The sequence below is a fragment of the Dysgonomonas sp. PF1-14 genome (assembly GCF_029892965.1).
Lineage (GTDB): Bacteria > Bacteroidota > Bacteroidia > Bacteroidales > Dysgonomonadaceae > Dysgonomonas.
The window spans coordinates 352,510-370,377 of record NZ_JARXWN010000002.1 but is presented as its reverse complement, the minus strand read 5'-3'; the positions used below and the strand labels follow the sequence as shown (position 1 = coordinate 370,377).

The following is a 17,868-nucleotide window of genomic DNA, read 5'->3' as shown; positions in this document are numbered from 1 at the left end:
AACCATATGAGAAATCGACTATTATTATTGGCTGTTGCAGCAATTACCTTTATCGGTTATTCCTGTGATCCAAAAACAAAACCGGCAGCAGGACCTGTCGAAAAATGTACTGTGAAGCATGAAGACTGGACACGCAATGCAGTGATCTATGAAGTAAATGTAAGGCAATATACTAAAGAAGGTACTTTTGCGGCTTTTGAGCAGCATCTCCCACGACTGAAAGAACTGGGGGTAGATGTACTGTGGTTTATGCCGATACATCCTATTTCGGAGAAAAATCGTAAAGGAACTCTGGGCAGTTATTATGCAGTGAAAAATTATAAAGAAGTAAATCCTGAATTTGGAACAAAAGAAGACTTCAAAAGGGTAGTGGATAAAGCGCATGAAATGGGCTTTAAAGTGATACTTGACTGGGTAGCCAATCATACCGGAGGTGATAATGTGTGGTTAACTGAACATCCGGACTGGTACGTGAAAGATGAAGCCGGAAATCCGAAAAGCCCGTATGACTGGACAGATACTTATGAACTGGATTATGACAATCAGGAAATGCGTGCCGCTATGACCGACGCATTGAAATACTGGATAACCGATTTCGGAATCGACGGCTATCGTTGCGATATGGCACACGAAGTTCCTACCGATTTCTGGAATAGTGTACGCCCTGCATTAGACAGTATTAAGCCTGTATTTATGCTGGCAGAGTCGGAGGAATACGATCTGCTTGATCATGCTTTCGATGTTAATTATTCATGGGAACTGATGCACATGATGGCGGCTATCTACAAAGGGGAAAAATCAGCCGATGATATTGCCACATATCTGCAAAAACTGGATACAATAAAATGTCCGGACGGATTTAAAATGAATTTCCTTACCAACCATGACGAAAATTCATGGAACGGAACGGAGTTTGAACGTTACGGCAAAGCAGTAGACGCTTTTGCTGTATTGACATACACATTGAATGGTATGCCGATGATCTATACAGGGCAAGAGGTGGGATTGAAGAAACGCCTGTCTTTCTTCGAAAAAGATATGGTGCCTTCATGGAATGCCAATGCAACCACAACTTTCTATAAGAAGCTGAACGAACTGAAACATACACATCCTGCGCTTCGTGCGGGAGAAATGGGGGGGGACTTCAGGCGTTATAGCACTAACTATGGAAAAGAACTGCTTATATTCTCAAGAGAGAAAGCCGGAAAGGAAATAATGGTAATGCTCAACTTGTCGGATAAGAATCTTACCTATGCCAGCAATGATGCATTGGGACGAGACAATTATATAGATTATTTTACGGGTAAACTGGTCGGTAATCTGCCTAAGACTCTGAAAGCTTGGGAATACAGAGTGTTTACGCGAAACTCGTTGTAATAGATAATATTAAGTTATATAACAAAAGAGTCCGAAGCAGGTGTTTCGGACTCTTCTTATTATAGATGTGTTCCTTAAATGGACTTGCCTATCTTTTCCAAATGTGCCAGATAATTTTTCTCCGATTGCTCTATATTCGGATTTTTCATCACATCATAAAAATGAAAGCTCTCTAACTTACTTAATCCGATAAAAGCATTCATGCGATGGAATCCGAACATGACTCCTTCATCGACACTCTGTTGATGGAAAAACTCATCTTCAAGCGTAAACGCTTCCACAGGTGCATTCCATGTTGTTGTCAACATATATTTGCGTCCTTGCAATAGACCTCCTGTTCCATAGTTTCGTGTCGGATTTGCGGAGCGTCTGCCATCACTGAAATAGATTCCTTTCTGATGTCCTTCGGTAAGGACTTCGTCGAAGTATTTTTTAAAGTCGTTAGGCATAGCAAACCACCAGATAGGAGTGTGGTAAATGATAATGTCTGCCCATACAAATTTTTCTACTTCTTCGTTCGGATCATATCCGTTGTTTATGTCTGTGTATTTTACCTCTGTATCCTTTTGTTGGCGAAAGTAGTTGATAGTCCATGCCGACAATGTTTTATTGAATTCTCCGCCAGAGTGTGCAAATTTTGGGGCACCGTTTATTACAAGTATTTTCTTCATAATTTTATGTTTTGAGAATATTTTACAGTATATAATGACTAAAGTTATTCTTTAGTGAGATAATCCAATCAGTATTTGATATTGTATTAAATAAACGTTCAATTTCATTAGTCATTTTACATACGTTTCACTCCTGTGACCGTTGGTTGGCATTGCCCAAAACGAAACAAAAGGCTAGTGCTCCGCTCCTCAGCGACCTGTCAACGGCTTGCCGGCTGAAGGGGACAAACGGGCTATCGCCCTATTCCCTTCTACGCCGCCTGCACCGGACAGGTACCCGCTTGCGGAGCTAATGCACAGAGTCGCAACGCGCTGACGAAGCAGCATAATTGCCAGCCAATCGTGCGTTAGCCCGCGCCGTTAGCTTTATGGACGGGGTACCCGTAGGGTGAAAAAGGCGTGAAACGAAAACGTGTTTGAGCTTAACTTCAAATGAAGATTCTACAAACTTCTGAGCGAGTTTTTTCGTTTAGACTTTAAGCCCTTCTACGGGTCGTCCTATGAAGCGGGGCGCAAAAGACTTTTTGGTTCCTTTTGGGGCTTAGGCCAAAAGGAATGCAAGCAATCTGTGATTGTGCGCAGGAAGAAATTGAATCTTTAAAATAAAGCAAAACGCTGTATGAAAAAATCATACAGCGTTTTTATATAGTATTCCTGACCTATTATCCGATGGTAACAAGCGCTACTCCCTCAAGTACGGAATCACCTTTGGATACGTGTATCCCTGTGACTTTCCCATCTTGTGTGGCCTGTATAGCATTTTCCATTTTCATGGCTTCCAGCATAACTACAGTTTGTCCTTTCTTCACCTCATCACCTTCATTCACCAGTACATCGATGATGATACCCGGAAGAGGCGATTTTACACTGCCGGCACCGCTGCCACCCGCAGGTTTTGTTGGAGCAGGAGTTGTGGCTTTAGGAGCAGAAGCAGTCGTCGCAGCCGGAGCTTTTGCAGCCGGACGGCTAACAAGGCTTACTTCCTCATCATTGTTTACTAGTTCTACCTTGTAGTTAGTTCCGTTTACAGCAACTTCTGCAAGGTCACCTTCCATTTTATTAACGGCAACTATATATTCCTGACCGTTGATTCTGTATATGAATTGTTTCATAATGATTTTCCGAATTTTATTTTCTTACTGGCATTTGAAGCATAGACTCCCTTTTATCTGCCCAAGGCAAATAGTCTTTCGATACATGTTTTATAGTCAGTACATTACTTTCTATATCATGTTGATGTTGTGTATCATATATAGCCAATGCTATAGCAGCCAATACTTCTTTTGATATATTCTGATCACTCATTTCCTTTTAGTTTACTAGTTTTTAGTTATTTAGTTTACTAGCCTTAATGATTCTTGTAAACTAGTACACTTATAAACTTAAATACTTAAATATTATAGAGGCAGGTTATCATGCTTCTTAGAAGGATTCACTTGCTTTTTAGTTCTCAGTTGCTCCAAAGCGCGGATCACACGGAAACGAGTGTTACGCGGTTCGATAACATCATCGATATAACCATAGCGTGCAGCATTGAAAGGATTACAGAACAATTTATTATATTCTTCTTTCTTGGCAGCAAGAGCTTCAGCAGGATTTTCTGCTTCTTTGATTTCTTTTGCATAAAGTACTTCGGCAGCACCATCGGCACCCATTACTGCGATTTCGGCAGTTGGCCATGCGTAGTTGATGTCTCCGCGAAGTTGCTTACAGCTCATTACGATGTGTGAACCACCATAAGATTTACGAAGTGTAACTGTTACCTTAGGCACAGTAGCTTCTCCATAAGCGTAAAGCAGTTTTGCACCGTGAGTGATCACACCGCCGTATTCCTGTCCTGTTCCCGGAAGGAATCCCGGTACATCGACAAGCGTTACTAAAGGAATATTGAAAGCATCACAGAAGCGCACGAAACGTGCAGCCTTACGCGAAGCATTAATATCAAGCACACCTGCAAGATATTTCGGCTGGTTAGCCACAATACCCACTGACTGACCGTTCATGCGGGCAAAACCGATGATAATGTTTTTAGCGTAATTGCCATGTACTTCAAGGAATTCTCCATTGTCGATAACAGCACCGATAACTTCAAACATGTCGTATGGCTTGTTCGGATTGTCAGGGATGATTTCATTCAGCAGATCGTCCATTCTAGCGATAGGATCGGTACACTCTCTGCGAGGAGCTTCCTCCATATTGTTTTGAGGAAGGAAACCATATAGTTGGCGGATAAGCGCAAGACCATCGTCTTCGTTTGCTACTGAGAAATGAGCTACACCCGATTTAGTAGTATGTACGCTTGCACCACCCAGCTCTTCCTGTGTAACGTCTTCACCTGTTACAGTTTTCACTACTTTAGGGCCTGTAAGGAACATGTAAGATGTACCTTCTGTCATCAGCGTGAAGTCTGTCAGAGCAGGAGAATAAACGGCTCCACCGGCACAAGGGCCGAAGATCCCGGAAATTTGAGGGATAACACCCGATGCAAGAATGTTGCGTTGGAAAATTTCAGCATATCCGGCCAGGGCATTTACACCCTCTTGGATACGTGCGCCACCCGAGTCGTTGATACCGATTACAGGAGCACCCACTTTCATTGCCATATCCATTACTTTGCATATTTTCAATGCCATAGTTTCAGATAGTGATCCACCGATAACAGTGAAATCCTGAGCAAAGATGTATACAAGACGTCCGTCAATAGTTCCGCATCCGGTTACAACACCGTCGCCAAGAAACTTTTGCTTGTCCATACCGAAGTTTGTACTACGGTGTTCTACAAACATGTCGAATTCTTCGAAACTGCCTTCGTCAAGCAATATTGCTATACGTTCGCGTGCTGTGTATTTGCCTTTCGCATGTTGAGCTTCAATTCTCTTTTCGCCTCCCCCTAGACGGGCTTTAGCGCGAAGTTCCATAAGCTCTTTTACTTTTTCAAGTTGGCCCATATTTTAATATATTTTTTTATTAGTTTAAAAGTTGTAAAAGTATACTAGTGTACTAGAGTCTAGGCATATATTACGATTACATTAATGTTTTTCTAGTAAACTTGTAAACTCTAATACTTCAATACTTATTTATTTTTTTGGAGTCTCACAGAATTCAGTTAGTACACTGCCTGTAGATTTCGGATGTAGAAACGCGATATCCAATCCTTCTGCACCACGACGTGGAGCTTTGTCGATAAGTTGAACACCTTTAGCTTCTACCTCAGCCAGAGCATTAGCAACTCCGTCTTCGATGCACCATGCAATGTGGTGAATGCCTTCTCCTCTTTTTTCTATAAACTTAGCGATTGTGCTGTCGGGACTAGTTGGTTCAAGAAGTTCGATCTTGGTTTGTCCCACTTTGAAAAATGCTGTTTTAACTTTTTGGTCTTCTACTACCTCAATGCTATAACATTTCAGACCCAAAACTCCTTCGTAGTAAGGAAGCTGCTCTTCGATGCTTTTTACAGCAATACCTAAATGTTCGATGTGCGAAATATTCATGATTTTATCTGAATAAAAAGTTATTATTTAGTTCCGCGCAAAGGTACTACTAAATTATAAGACAAAGAAATTAATAACATAAAAAAACTTATTTTATGCACAATGCGGCGAGAAGTGTGCATAAGTGGAAAACTGTTAGCTAAACGCCTTGCTGTTAGGTGTAAGATGGTGTATTGTGTTTGATTAATGATAGCTTGTAAGTCTTAAAATAGAAAATAGTCAGAATGATATAACCTGCTAAAAACAGTACGCTTTTTTTTGTTAAAATGTTGGTTTTCATACAACAAAATAGCTATCTTTAGCATTATACAATATACACCATATATGTGCCACTCCCTAAAGCCAGATTGCGATGAAAACAAAAAGTGCTTTAAAAGTTGGGGATATCTTGTATAGAGTAGATCCCCGCAGATTGTCGATCAAGTTGTTTCGCATAAGCAAACCGGATGAAGTGTATAACTATACAGCGACTACTTATGAAAACTTTTCGTTAGAGTGCGAAAAAAAACGCTTCAGTCTGCCGTTCGACAAATTTCCGTTCGAGTTCAGAGGGCTTCTGTATTTCCTGACCGAAGATGAAGCTAAAGAGTACATCAGAACTCAGGTCGGAATGTAACTGTTTTGATCCGGATAATATACTATAACTTAATAGTGTAAATCCTTGAGGCATATGAAATAAAGGAATCGGTTGGCAGCATATCCGGTTCCTTTATTCTTATGGTGTGTCCTAGTCTATTTTTTCTACTCCTCCGAGTCCTGAGACTTCTTGTTCTACTTTCGCGTTACCTTTATAGTTTACTTTTCCCATGCCCGAGATATTTGCTTTAAGGTACTTGTCGGCATATACACGGAAATTGCCCATACCTTCACCTGTACACGATACAGAATCTGCGTGAAGAGCAAATGCGTCGATTTTACTTTTTCCGGCTATATAAGCATCAAATTTGTTGACCTTTCCTGTTAATATGACATCTGCCATGCCAAAAATTTTCGCTTCCAGCCTATCGCATATTATACTGTCGTTCGTAATATCTCCCATACCATACGACTCCAGTAATAGTTCCGGTGTTTCCAGTTTGCCTTTCAGCAGGACTTTGGCATAGCTGACGATAACCATCTTTCTCAGATCAGATGAATTTGTATATATCTCCATTCTGGAAGGGGTGATCTTTACATTGTCTTTTATAGACAAACCGCTGCTGTCCGATACTATATCCAGTAGGTCATAGATATTCTCATCAGTTACAATCCGCAAATAAGGAGTAGCATCCGGGCGTTGTTGATAGATTATTTTTGCCATTTTGCTGCCCCTCATCTGGAAAGCAAAACTATTGTAATCTTTTATGTCGACTTCATATTCTTTTACTTTCTTATTTCCCCTCACCGCTTCGGGGTCGCAGGAATATAGCATAGCTGTAAGTGCGATGACACCAAGTATGTATAGAATGGTTTTCATATGTCTGTAATTTTAAGTTACTTTTATCGATAGGCACGAGTCGATTTGATAAAAGGGTAACAAGGTGCCTTTTATCTTATAGATAAGGTTGTCCGAAAATAATTCAATCAGCTTTGATAACTTTGCCAGAACCTGAAATGGACTGATCAATCTTAGGATCACCTTTGTATTTTACATCACCGCTACCCGATACTCTTACTTTAAGGTGTTTTTCGGCATGTACAAAGAAGTTGCCACTGCCGGATACGCTGCATTCGACAGTATCGGCAACTAAAGATGCTGCATTTACTTTGCCACTACCGGATATCGAGCTATCGACAAATCCTGCTTTTCCCACTAATGTAATATTTCCAGAACCGGAAACGCTCGATCTGATAATGTTGCTTATAATACTATCGGCCTGTATATTTCCACTTCCCGATACGCAGAAATTAAATTCGGGGGTGGTTACTTTTCCTTTCAGGTGTGCTTTGATAGAGCCACTGGCAGTGATACCCTTCAGTCCGGATGAATTTGTATATATATTATATCTTGTTGGGCTTATGTTTTCTTTGCTCTTGATAGATAGCGTATTGTCTCCACTTTCGATGATCAATAGCGGGAAAATGTTATCGTCTACTTCTATACGCAGGTAAGGTGTTGTATCTGCTTTTTGTTCGTAAACAAGTGTCGCTCCACCACTGAATTTTATTTGATTGTAATCAGAAATATTTACAATATTCTCGGTTACATTCCCATTTCCTCTAACCGACTTGAAATTACAAGACTGAAGTGCAATAGCCAACAGAATAATAGTTGTTGTGTATAAAAAAGTTCTCATTCTATAAATATTTTAAGTTATTAGTATTTATAATGTATGACTACGTCTTGTTCTGTTTGGTTACAAAAAATGGTAATAAAATTTAATTTAGCTTCATTTTTACAAAAAATACGACCAGTAGAAGCCATCCAACGATCATGAACATACCGCCGATAGGCGTTACAGGACCCAGAAAACGAAGATTAACTCCCCAGTATTCCGAAAAGGCGAGAAAGTAAATACTGAAAGAAAACAGGAAAACACCGATCATGATACATATTGCCGACCACTTTTCGATAGACGATGTAAACGACAGTGTAAGCCCGATGATGAGCAATACGATGGCATGATACATCTGGTAACGTACTCCTGTGTCGAAACTGATAAGCTTCTCAGGTGATAATATTGCCTTGAAGGCATGAGCGCCGAATGCTCCCAGTATTACTGAGAGCATTCCATATATACTAGCTATAATTAATACGAGTTGTTTCATTTTCTTTTTCCAATAGGTGTATATTCACGTATTTCCGAAGCATTCTTGTATGCAGGGCGGATAATACGCTTTTGTCTGAAATTGAGTTCTTCGATGCGGTGGGCAGTCCATCCTACAATACGTGCCATAGCGAACAAAGGCGTAAATATTTCCTGTGGAAGCCCGATCATATCATATACAAATCCCGAGTAGAAGTCCACATTGGCACAAACTTGCTTCTTGACATTCTTTCCCTTCAACTCCATGAAGTTGTATATGGCACGTTCTTCGAGCAGGCTCATAAAGTTGAACTCGTCTTCGCGCCCTTTCTCTATTGCCAGATCGCGTGCCATTTCTTTCAGCAGCACTGTACGCGGATCGGATATTGTATAGATGGCGTGCCCCATGCCATAGAACAGGCCTGTTTTGTCATAAGCTTCCTTTTTCAGTATTTTGAGTATATACGCATCTACTTCATCTACATTTTTCCAGTCTTTTACATTGCGTTTAATGGTCTTCAGCATATCCACTACTTTCAGATTAGCACCTCCATGCAGAGGCCCTTTCAGAGAGCCGATACCTGCTGCTATAGCCGAATATGTATCTGTGCCGGCAGAACTGGTAACGCGCACTGTAAATGTCGAGTTATTTCCTCCCCCATGATCGGCATGTACCATCAGTGCCAGATCGAGTATCTTTACATCCAGCGGAGTGTAGTGGTGTCCTTTCATCATATACAGGAAATTCTCGGCAAGAGACAGGTCTGGCTGCGGATGCCTGATGTGCAGCGATAAGCCTTTGCTGTGCCTTAGTGCGTTATGAGCATAAGCTACTATGGTAGGGAAGGTAGCTATCAGGTTTAATGATTGTTTTATCAGGTTTTCAGGTGTTGTATTGTCCGGATCTTCGTCGAAAGTATATAGTTCCAGTACACAGCGCGACAAGTAATTCATAATGTCATTCCCCACAAGGTCGAGGATGTGCATCACTATTTTCGGATTCAGATCCATTGTTTTACTCAACAGATCGGAAAAGTCAGTCAGTTCTTTTTTGTCGGGCAGATTTCCCGAAAGGATAAGATATACAACTTCTTCAAAGCCAAGCCTGTTTTCCTTTTGTGCTCCGCGCACAATATCTTCAACACTGATGCCTCTGTACATCAGCCTGCCGGGTATCGGGTAGGTATTGCCATTCTCGTCGCGGTCATATCCTACCACATCACCTACTTTGGTAAGGCCTACCACCACGCCTGTATGGTCTTCGTTGCGCAGGCCGCGTTTTACATTGTTTTTTTGAAACAACTCATTTTCTATGCTGCACGTATTCTTTACGGTATCCGATATCCGATTTACTATTTCATTATTATTTAATCTTTCCATAGTATGTTTATTTTATGTTATTCTCGAAAACTAAATCGCAGTTCATTTCTGTCTTATTTATCTCAGCGCCCAGACTTTCATAAAACTTTATAGCAGGTTGGTTCCAGTGGGATACCTGCCAGCGCAGCCTGTTGCAATTCTCGGTTTCAGCTACAGTTATTACTCTTTTTATGAGTGAAGAGCCGATTCCGTTGCCTCTGTATTTTTCTCTCACATACAGATCATCCATATATAGAGACTTGCCCACCCATGTGTAATAGGCGTAGAAATAGGTAACATACCCTGTCAGATTCCCATTCTCATCGCGAGCTGTAAAGCCTTTCAGATATTCTTTCTCTGCTTTCATTTTACTCACAGAGTTTGTCATCTTATCCGGAAGCTTTTCAAATATGGCAAATTCCTGAAAGAGAGAAACGAGTTCCTCAAAATCACTTTCGGCTATGGGCTGTATGCTTATATTCATATATTTTTTAACTAAAACCTGACAAGTCTGACAAATTTCCAATATGTAGGGGCGAATTGCATTCGCCCATCTATCCGATTTTCGGGCGGATGCAATTCGCCCCTACGCACAATACTCAATTTTAACTAAATTCTCACAAACCTGACAGTTTTCACAGTCTTTTTCTTGTTAACTGCTAACTGTTGACTGTACTCGTTATAGATAAAGTTTCCAGAAACTTATATCACTTTCTTTTCATATAATTCAGTGCACTACCTGCTTTAAACCATTCTATCTGTAGCTCATTATAAGTATGGGCTACATCAAAGCGGTCTTTCGTTCCATCTTTGTGGGTTAATTCAATAGTGAGGTTCTTACCCGGTGTAAAATCAGTCAGGCCAAGAATACTGATCGTGTCATCTTCGCGTACTTTGTCATAATCATCCTTATTGATGAAAGTCAGTGCCAGCATACCCTGTTTTTTCAGATTGGTTTCGTGTATGCGGGCAAACGATTTCACAAGAATAGCTTTCACGTTCAGAAAACGGGGTTCCATAGCCGCGTGTTCGCGCGACGATCCTTCACCATAGTTTTCTTCGGCTACAACTACTGATCCCAACCCTTCGGCCTTAAACTTACGTGCTAATTTAGGAACGGCAATATATTCACCCGTTTCTACATCGAGTACGGCATTTGTTTTGTCGTTGAATGCGTTGACCGCGCCTATCAGCATATTATCCGATATATTATCGAGATGTCCGCGAAAACGTAGCCAAGGCCCTGCCATAGATATATGGTCGGTTGTACATTTCCCTTTCGCCTTTATCAGTAATGGCTGCTCTGTAATATCTTTCCCATCCCATACCGGAAAAGGTTTCAGCTCTTGCAAGCGTTGCGAATCTGGTGCTATTTTGATCTCTATAGCCGAACCGTCAGTAACGGGAGCCTGATAGCCTGCGTCTTCCATCGAATAACCATTTGGCGGTAATTCATAACCTTTTGGTTCCTGTAGTTTTACCTTTTCCCCGTTTTCATTAACCAGTGTATCGGTCATCGGATTGAAACAAAGGTCTCCGGCAATACTCAGTGCCGCCACTATTTCAGGCGATGTTACAAAAGCATGCGTATTCGGATTACCGTCATTCCTTTTGGCAAAGTTACGATTGAAAGAAGTTACAATAGAATTGGGGCGATCGGGATTTTCGCTTTCGCGCTTCCATTGTCCGATGCATGGGCCACAGGCGTTTGCCATGATAGTAGCGCCTGCCTCTTCAAAAACAGGAAGAATACCATCCCTTTCGGCTGTATAGCGTACCTGCTCCGATCCCGGATTGATAATGAACTGCGCTTTTACTTTAATGTGTTTGTCTTTAGCGTCCTGTACAATAGATACGGCTCGCGACAAGTCTTCGTATGATGAGTTGGTACACGAACCGATCAGTCCTACTTCCATTTGTTGCGGGTAACCTTTTTCTTTTACCACTTTGGCAAATTCCGAAATCGGATGTGCGGCATCAGGGGTAAAAGGCCCATTGACATAAGGCTCAAGAGTAGAAAGATTTATTTCGATGACCTCGTCAAAATATTTTTGAGGGTTGTTTACTATTTCTGCATCAGGTTGCAGGTATCCGAGTATATTGTCCGCTAATGCGGCAACATCTGTTCTGCCTGTTATTTTCAGGTATTCAGACGATTTCTTGTCATACGGGAATATAGATGTTGTAGCACCTACCTCGGCACCCATATTACATATCGTTGCTTTTCCTGTAGCAGATAGAGACGCCGTTCCTTCACCAAAATATTCTATAATTGCGTTTGTTCCTCCTTTTACGGTGAGTATGCCTGCCAGTTTTAGGATCACATCTTTCGGAGAAGCCCATCCCGATAGCTTTCCGGTTAGTTTCACACCTATCAGTTTTGGCATTTTCAGTTCCCAGGGCATTCCCGCCATCACATCTACAGCATCGGCTCCGCCTACTCCGATAGCTACCATTCCCAGTCCGCCCGCATTTGGTGTATGTGAGTCTGTACCTATCATCATCCCTCCCGGAAATGCGTAATTCTCCAATACTACCTGATGGATAATGCCTGCTCCGGGTTTCCAGAATCCGATTCCGAACTTGTCTGATACGGCGCTGAGAAAATCATAAACCTCTTTGTTTGTGACTTCAGCTGTATTCAGGTCTTCCTTTGCCGATTTGTATGCCTGTATGAGGTGGTCGCAATGTACGGTAGACGGTACGGCAACTTTGGTACGTCCCGAGTTCATCAGTTGCAGCAAAGCCATTTGTGCCGTAGCATCTTGCATGGCTACCCTGTCGGGGGCAAAGTTGACATAATCTGCAACCCTTACAAAGTCTTTTGTTTTCTCATCGGGAGACAGATGGGCATATAATATTTTTTCACTCAGGGTTAAAGGACGGTTCAGTGTTTTTTTTGCGTTCTCTACCTTCGTAGGATAAGAATCGTAAAAGTTTCTGATCATCTCTATGTCAAAAGTATTACTTTTCATTATGATATTCTTTTTTTAGTTTCAATCTTGATTTCCGGATTGTAACAAAAATAATAAAAATATTCCGTTAAAAAGCACTCGCCTGATATCATTTTTCTATAAGCCATTTGGTGAAATTTATATATTGTAACATTTTTGTCTCTAAAAGTGTGTTATTGGTCAATTAGTCGAGCTTAATATTGTTTATATTAAAGTTGATCAACAGGTATAAAACAAAATCCTTGCGAGATGTGTTTTTATGAGAAGAAAAGATAATGTCGTAATGTCATTATTAATAATTATTTCACATTCTCACAATGAATAAATATTTAAATCTGGCTATAACTTTGATAGCATGTATTATTTCAATTCCTGCCTTGTCGCAAGTAACCATCGGCATGGGGGAAGCTCCTGCTAAGACAGCTCTATTACAAATAAAAGATCAATCGGCTGATGGTAATAATATAACCAGCAAAACGGGAGGGGTTTTATTACCTCGTGTAGGGCTGATTAATTTAAAAACTCTACAACCGTTTATGGATCCATCTGATACCGGTTATGCAGATGAAAAGAAGGCGAGTATAGGATTGTTTGTATATAATATGAACAAGTCGGAGCCCGATAGCATATATCCGGGACTTTATTATTGGGACGGAGAGCAATGGGATTTACTTAATGCACGAAAATCGGGCGGAGGAGATGTTGGAGGAACTGTTGACCCCGTAGAGCCTCCTATTGCTAATCTGGAAGACCCCGAAGCACTTAAGCTATCGAACTGCTATATAGTAGGAAATGGTTCGACAGTCGATATTCCAGTAATAAAAGGGTATGCTGTGTGGAATCAGCTGTTAAATGTAGATAGGCTTGACCTGGAAGGAACTACAACAGTCGACCTGCTATGGCAGGATCATGACAATCTGGTAACCAGTGTCAGTTTAGCTGACGGAGACAAAGGGCCTCTTTCCTATATACGTGTGAAAGTAAACAGCCAGAGCTTAGTTGGTAATGCGATTGTCACGCTAAAGATAAATGGGCTTGTGTATTGGAGTTGGCATATATGGGTGACGGATTACGACCCTACTCAAACCAGCGGACAAAAAGCTTATAACGGGTCAACCTTTATGGATCGTAATCTGGGTGCTACCAATGCAACTCAGGGAAATATCGGATCGAAAGGATTATTTTACCAGTGGGGACGTAAGGATCCTTTTCCAGGTTCGTCTACTACAGTGAGTACTCAGGAGAAAACACTTTATACAATAGCTAACAGTAATTTTAATATTCTCAAAGTAGAAATGCAGACTATGCCTGCCATACAGGGAAATTATATTCAGAATGCAATAAGAAATCCGGGTACATTCTATTTTAGTTCAGGTAGGCTTGGCGACTGGTACACAGATGATAAAACAGTGAAAAATGACCATCTTTGGGAAAACTCAGATGGAACCAAAGCACCGAATGATCCTTGTCCCCCGGGATGGCGGGTTCCAGCTTCGGGGACAGGCGATACTACGCCGTGGGCAGGATTGGTTAGCGGTGGAAACTTTGATGCCGGTAAAGGCGAGGATTATCCCGATGCGGGATATTATCCTGCGGCCGGCTATAGAGCAGCCGATACTGGCGAGTTGATCAGTGTCGGTACTCAGGGGAATGTATGGTATGGTTCGGCCCTAGCTGAAGAATCAGAGAGCTTCCGTTTAAAGTTTGAGGCTTATTCTACATTGCCAAGTGAACGCGGTGCGCGTGCCAGTGGTTTCTCGGTACGTTGTGTGAAAGAGTAGGAAAACATGATAATATAAATATTAGATGAGAGCGTAAATCCATAGATTTGCGCTCTTGTTGTTTTTAGGATATTATAATAAAACACTATATTTGGGTGTTTTATATTTATAAGTATGAAAATCAATAAGGAAGGTAGGATGGTATTAGAATTGGAAGAAAATACTATGGAAGAGGAACTGTATCTTATAGAAAAAGGTCTCAATATTAAATTTGAAGGGAATGAACTATCGGATACACATACTTTCGATGATTTGACCAATCTTATAATTAGTAAAATACAATTGGAGAATGACTCTGTTTGCACCTCATCACGTATGTTTTATAAATTGAAAAGATTTATTTCAGCGACAAGTACTTTTGATGTTAAACAATTAACTCCTGATACAAAACTAAAAGATATTTTCCCTTCGAAAAAAAGGAAACGGAGGGTTAAGGCTTTGGAGCATTATTTAGGATTTAAACTAGACCTATTGGCTCCAAATCACATCCTTCTGATATTTCTGAGAGCCTTGTTTATCGTAGGAGTTTTAAATTTGTTTTCTTCGGTTATTGTTGGATTGATAGCTATGACTTTGGCCGCTTTAGGTTTTTATCTGGCTTTTGCATTTGGCAAAACTTTATGCTATGATACAGTGCGCAATTTGATAGAAGATCAGGTTTTATATAATTATCTAAAAATGCGGGAAGGTGAGCAAACTGTTAATAGAAAAGAAATAGAAAATTTATTGAATAAGCATTATTGTGGGATAATGTGCGTAGATAAAAGTGAATTATCACAAATCCGATTTTAGATTCAGTGACTTTAACCCTATACATACTCTGTTTTCTGTTTGTATCTTCAATTATAGTATTGGATATATTCCGAAAGATTCTCAATAATAAGATATTATCTTTCTTGTTGATATTCTGTGCTGTTAATAGTATTCTATATATCTCGCTTATAAAGACATGGGCTTTAGCCGAAGGTATTTCATTTGGCATTCTGGGATATTCATTGCTTATTCTTCTGTCCCTGTATGTATGGCTAAGAATACAAGCAATTCCCTGCTCCACAGATAAGGAAGTGGCAACGAGGGTTAAGGTCGTTTATCAGGGGAGATTCCTCTTGATTTTATTTTTTGCTCTTCTTGTAGCCCAACTTATATTATTTTTGCTTTACTATCAATTTAATCCCATTACTTCAATTCCTTCCGATACATTCCGAAACAATAGCATACTTGCTTTTGTACTCATAATACTGACATTTCTGAATGGATTTTACAGAATACTCATCTTTTCTACAAGATTACGGATTGTCAGACGGATTGTAGTATGCTGCCTTATCTGGATACCCGTTGTAAATATATTCGTTATCATATATTTATGCCGTATAGCATCTAATGAATATGATCACGCATGCAATAAAGCCTATAACGAAAATATGCGCAAAGATTCATCGGTTTGTGAGACGAAATATCCGCTGTTAATGTTGCATGGAGTTGGCTTCCGCGATTACAGCTATATAAATTACTGGGGGCGCATACCCAAAAATCTGGTAAAGAACGGAGCCAGCCTCTATTACGGACACCAGCAGGCATTCGGCACAATAGAGGGTAACGGGCAAATGATCAAAGAAAAAATACTGGATATAGTTGACCTTACAGGTTGTGGAAAAGTAAATATTATCGCACACTCTAAAGGAGGGCTCGATGCCAGATATGCAATAAGTACACTTGGTATGGGCGATTATGTTGCCTCTCTGACCACTATCTCGACACCACACAGGGGGAGTGCTCTTGCCGATTATGGAAATAAGCATGTTTCAGATAAACTATATAGGTCTGTTGCAAAGTTTTTTGATAAATATTTCCTGAAAATTGGTGATCTGAATCCTGATTTTTATACCGCAACACATCAGTTGACAAAAGAATATTCCCTCAGATTCAATGAGAATACTCCTGATGTGGACAGTGTGTTCTATCAAAGCTACATGTCTCTGATGAAAAACTGCTTCAGTCACAGCCTACTGTCTGTAACCTATCTGATAATGCGCATGTATGATAAACAAAACGATGGTCTCGTGGCATTGGATTCTGCCCGGTGGGGAGAGTTTCGGGAAGTTTTCGAAAATAAGAAACGCAGAGGTATTTCACATGGTGATATGATAGATATCACTCGTGGAAATTATAAGGGTTTCGATGTTATTGAAACGTATATAAATATTGTTTCAGACTTGAAAAATAAAGGATTCTAAAGTTGGTAAATAATAAAGAATAAAAATAAGAGCCAAAGAATAATCAGAAACAGTTATATGAAATATTTTCGGTCAAATTTAAACAGTTACTAAGATGTATTCCTATTTTCCTGACTGTGTTTTAGCTATCCACTTTAAACCTACGATCTTTAAAAAAGTCAAAGAAGTAAAAGAAAAGTCGCTTATTTAGACAATTTTCTTACTTTTGTAGTTTCAAAAATTCTTAGTTGCATGAAAAATTACCTGATTATATTTTTCTTATTATTCACAACTTTAACTGTTTACGCACAACCCTCATCCGAAAAACTGATTAGACAAGGAGTTGCTTTACACGATAAAGGACGTTATAAAGACGCTATTGCAAGCTACGAAGAGGCACTGAAAGTGAATCCGTCTTCCATGTCGGCCGTTTACGAAATGTCTTTGTCCTACCTTCAACTGAAAGATTACAATATGGCGATAAAGCTCAGTTCACTGGTCATATCGGCAAACTTTCAACCGTTGCTGATGGATGCCTACATCGTAAAAGGAACAGCGTTGGCCAATCAGAATAAAATGGGTGATGCCATCAGGCTGCTTAACGAAGCTCTTGAAAAATGCGGAGATGAATACCTTCTTCATTTCAATCTGGGGCTGTGCTATTTCAACAATAAAGATAACAAAATGGCTGTGCAGCACTTGCGCAAGGCAATAGAAATAGATGCCACACATTCCAGTACTTTCCTGTTGTATGGCTATGCCCTCAACGATTTGGGACGGTGGACGCAAAGTTTTTACGCTTTCCATTTCTTCTTGCTGCTAGAACCCAATACAGAACGGTCTAAAGATGCTTTCGGCGAAATGTATGATATCATTACAGCCAATCTGGATAAAGAACCGGATAAATTAACCCCCGAAGATGGGATAGACCGAAAGCAGTTATATGAATTATTGAAGAAGAAAAGAACTGGGGCTACAGATGCAGCTTCTCAATATAAATATTTCGTAGAGGCTTCAAAACAGATATTTTTCACATTAGGACAGATGCAAAATGATACCCAAAGCGGTTTGTTGTGGTATTTCTTTGTGCCAACGTATGATGAAATATTAGGTTCGGGGCATTTCGAAACATATTGCCGCTATGTAAGTGTATCCTACTTCCCCGAATCACTTGCATGGTGGGATCAGCATAAGACGCAGGTCGATAACTTTATCGAATGGTTCGAACACGGACAAGGTAGCGGAGACGATGAAGAAGCCGATTTTGGTGATGATTCCGATTTAGAAGAATAAGTA

General features: G+C 40.3%; 17 protein-coding genes. 6 read left to right on the top strand and 11 right to left on the bottom strand.

Features of this window, described 5'->3' with window-relative positions:
• Positions 1-6: 6 nt before the first annotated feature.
• Positions 7-1,377 (top strand): alpha-amylase family glycosyl hydrolase, encoded by a 1,371-nt coding sequence (locus M2448_RS03940; RefSeq protein ID WP_280644988.1) that lies wholly within the window; start codon positions 7-9, stop codon positions 1,375-1,377.
• A 74-nt stretch (positions 1,378-1,451) separates the two neighbouring features.
• Here the strand turns inward: M2448_RS03940 and M2448_RS03935 are convergent, their stop codons facing one another.
• The 5 genes from M2448_RS03935 to mce all read right to left on the bottom strand — a co-directional run bounded on the left by M2448_RS03935 (position 1,452) and on the right by mce (position 5,539).
• Positions 1,452-2,048, bottom strand: coding sequence for an NAD(P)H-dependent oxidoreductase (locus tag M2448_RS03935; RefSeq protein WP_280644987.1), 597 nt, complete (start codon positions 2,046-2,048; stop codon positions 1,452-1,454).
• A 662-nt stretch (positions 2,049-2,710) separates the two neighbouring features.
• The gene (locus M2448_RS03930; RefSeq protein WP_280644986.1) at positions 2,711-3,160 is read right to left on the bottom strand and encodes a biotin/lipoyl-containing protein; all 450 of its coding nucleotides are present in this window, start codon (positions 3,158-3,160) and stop codon (positions 2,711-2,713) included.
• Between the two features lie 16 nt (positions 3,161-3,176).
• A complete protein-coding gene (locus M2448_RS03925; protein ID WP_280644985.1) occupies positions 3,177-3,353 on the bottom strand; it encodes a hypothetical protein in 177 nt (58 codons plus the stop codon).
• Positions 3,354-3,445: 92 nt separating this feature from the next.
• Entirely contained in the window at positions 3,446-4,996 is a 1,551-nt protein-coding gene (locus M2448_RS03920) for an acyl-CoA carboxylase subunit beta (RefSeq protein WP_280644984.1), read from the bottom strand.
• 129 nt (positions 4,997-5,125) lie between these two features.
• Entirely contained in the window at positions 5,126-5,539 is a 414-nt protein-coding gene (gene mce, locus M2448_RS03915) for a methylmalonyl-CoA epimerase (protein WP_280644983.1), read from the bottom strand.
• Positions 5,540-5,891: 352 nt separating this feature from the next.
• Here mce and M2448_RS03910 point away from each other — a divergent pair, with 352 nt between their 5' ends.
• On the top strand, positions 5,892-6,155 hold the full coding sequence (locus M2448_RS03910) for a hypothetical protein (RefSeq protein WP_280644982.1): 264 nt from the start codon (positions 5,892-5,894) through the stop codon (positions 6,153-6,155).
• A gap of 111 nt (positions 6,156-6,266) precedes the next feature.
• Here the strand turns inward: M2448_RS03910 and M2448_RS03905 are convergent, their stop codons facing one another.
• From M2448_RS03905 to M2448_RS03880, 6 genes are all read right to left on the bottom strand, one after another.
• Entirely contained in the window at positions 6,267-6,995 is a 729-nt protein-coding gene (locus tag M2448_RS03905) for a DUF2807 domain-containing protein (RefSeq protein ID WP_280644981.1), read from the bottom strand.
• Between the two features lie 103 nt (positions 6,996-7,098).
• On the bottom strand, positions 7,099-7,815 hold the full coding sequence (locus tag M2448_RS03900) for a head GIN domain-containing protein (RefSeq protein ID WP_280644980.1): 717 nt from the start codon (positions 7,813-7,815) through the stop codon (positions 7,099-7,101).
• 82 nt (positions 7,816-7,897) lie between these two features.
• On the bottom strand, positions 7,898-8,287 hold the full coding sequence (locus M2448_RS03895; protein ID WP_280644979.1) for a DUF423 domain-containing protein: 390 nt from the start codon (positions 8,285-8,287) through the stop codon (positions 7,898-7,900).
• A complete protein-coding gene (locus M2448_RS03890) occupies positions 8,284-9,645 on the bottom strand; it encodes a citrate synthase (protein WP_280644978.1) in 1,362 nt (453 codons plus the stop codon). The genes M2448_RS03895 and M2448_RS03890 overlap by 4 nt, the downstream gene beginning before the upstream one ends.
• A gap of 7 nt (positions 9,646-9,652) precedes the next feature.
• Positions 9,653-10,108: a GNAT family N-acetyltransferase gene (locus M2448_RS03885; protein WP_280644977.1), complete on the bottom strand. Its 456-nt coding sequence runs from the start codon at positions 10,106-10,108 to the stop codon at positions 9,653-9,655.
• 223 nt (positions 10,109-10,331) lie between these two features.
• A complete protein-coding gene (locus M2448_RS03880; RefSeq protein WP_280644976.1) occupies positions 10,332-12,599 on the bottom strand; it encodes an aconitate hydratase in 2,268 nt (755 codons plus the stop codon).
• A 296-nt stretch (positions 12,600-12,895) separates the two neighbouring features.
• Here M2448_RS03880 and M2448_RS03875 point away from each other — a divergent pair, with 296 nt between their 5' ends.
• The 4 genes from M2448_RS03875 to M2448_RS03860 all read left to right on the top strand — a co-directional run bounded on the left by M2448_RS03875 (position 12,896) and on the right by M2448_RS03860 (position 17,865).
• Positions 12,896-14,359 carry a hypothetical protein gene (locus tag M2448_RS03875; protein WP_280644975.1) on the top strand — a complete coding sequence of 488 codons (1,464 nt, stop codon included), beginning with the start codon at positions 12,896-12,898 and terminating at the stop codon, positions 14,357-14,359.
• 114 nt (positions 14,360-14,473) lie between these two features.
• Positions 14,474-15,151 carry a hypothetical protein gene (locus M2448_RS03870; RefSeq protein WP_280644974.1) on the top strand — a complete coding sequence of 226 codons (678 nt, stop codon included), beginning with the start codon at positions 14,474-14,476 and terminating at the stop codon, positions 15,149-15,151.
• Positions 15,152-15,255: 104 nt separating this feature from the next.
• A complete protein-coding gene (locus M2448_RS03865; protein WP_280644973.1) occupies positions 15,256-16,593 on the top strand; it encodes a triacylglycerol lipase in 1,338 nt (445 codons plus the stop codon).
• 231 nt (positions 16,594-16,824) lie between these two features.
• Positions 16,825-17,865: a tetratricopeptide repeat protein gene (locus M2448_RS03860; RefSeq protein ID WP_280644972.1), complete on the top strand. Its 1,041-nt coding sequence runs from the start codon at positions 16,825-16,827 to the stop codon at positions 17,863-17,865.
• The last annotated feature ends 3 nt before the right edge of the window (positions 17,866-17,868 follow it).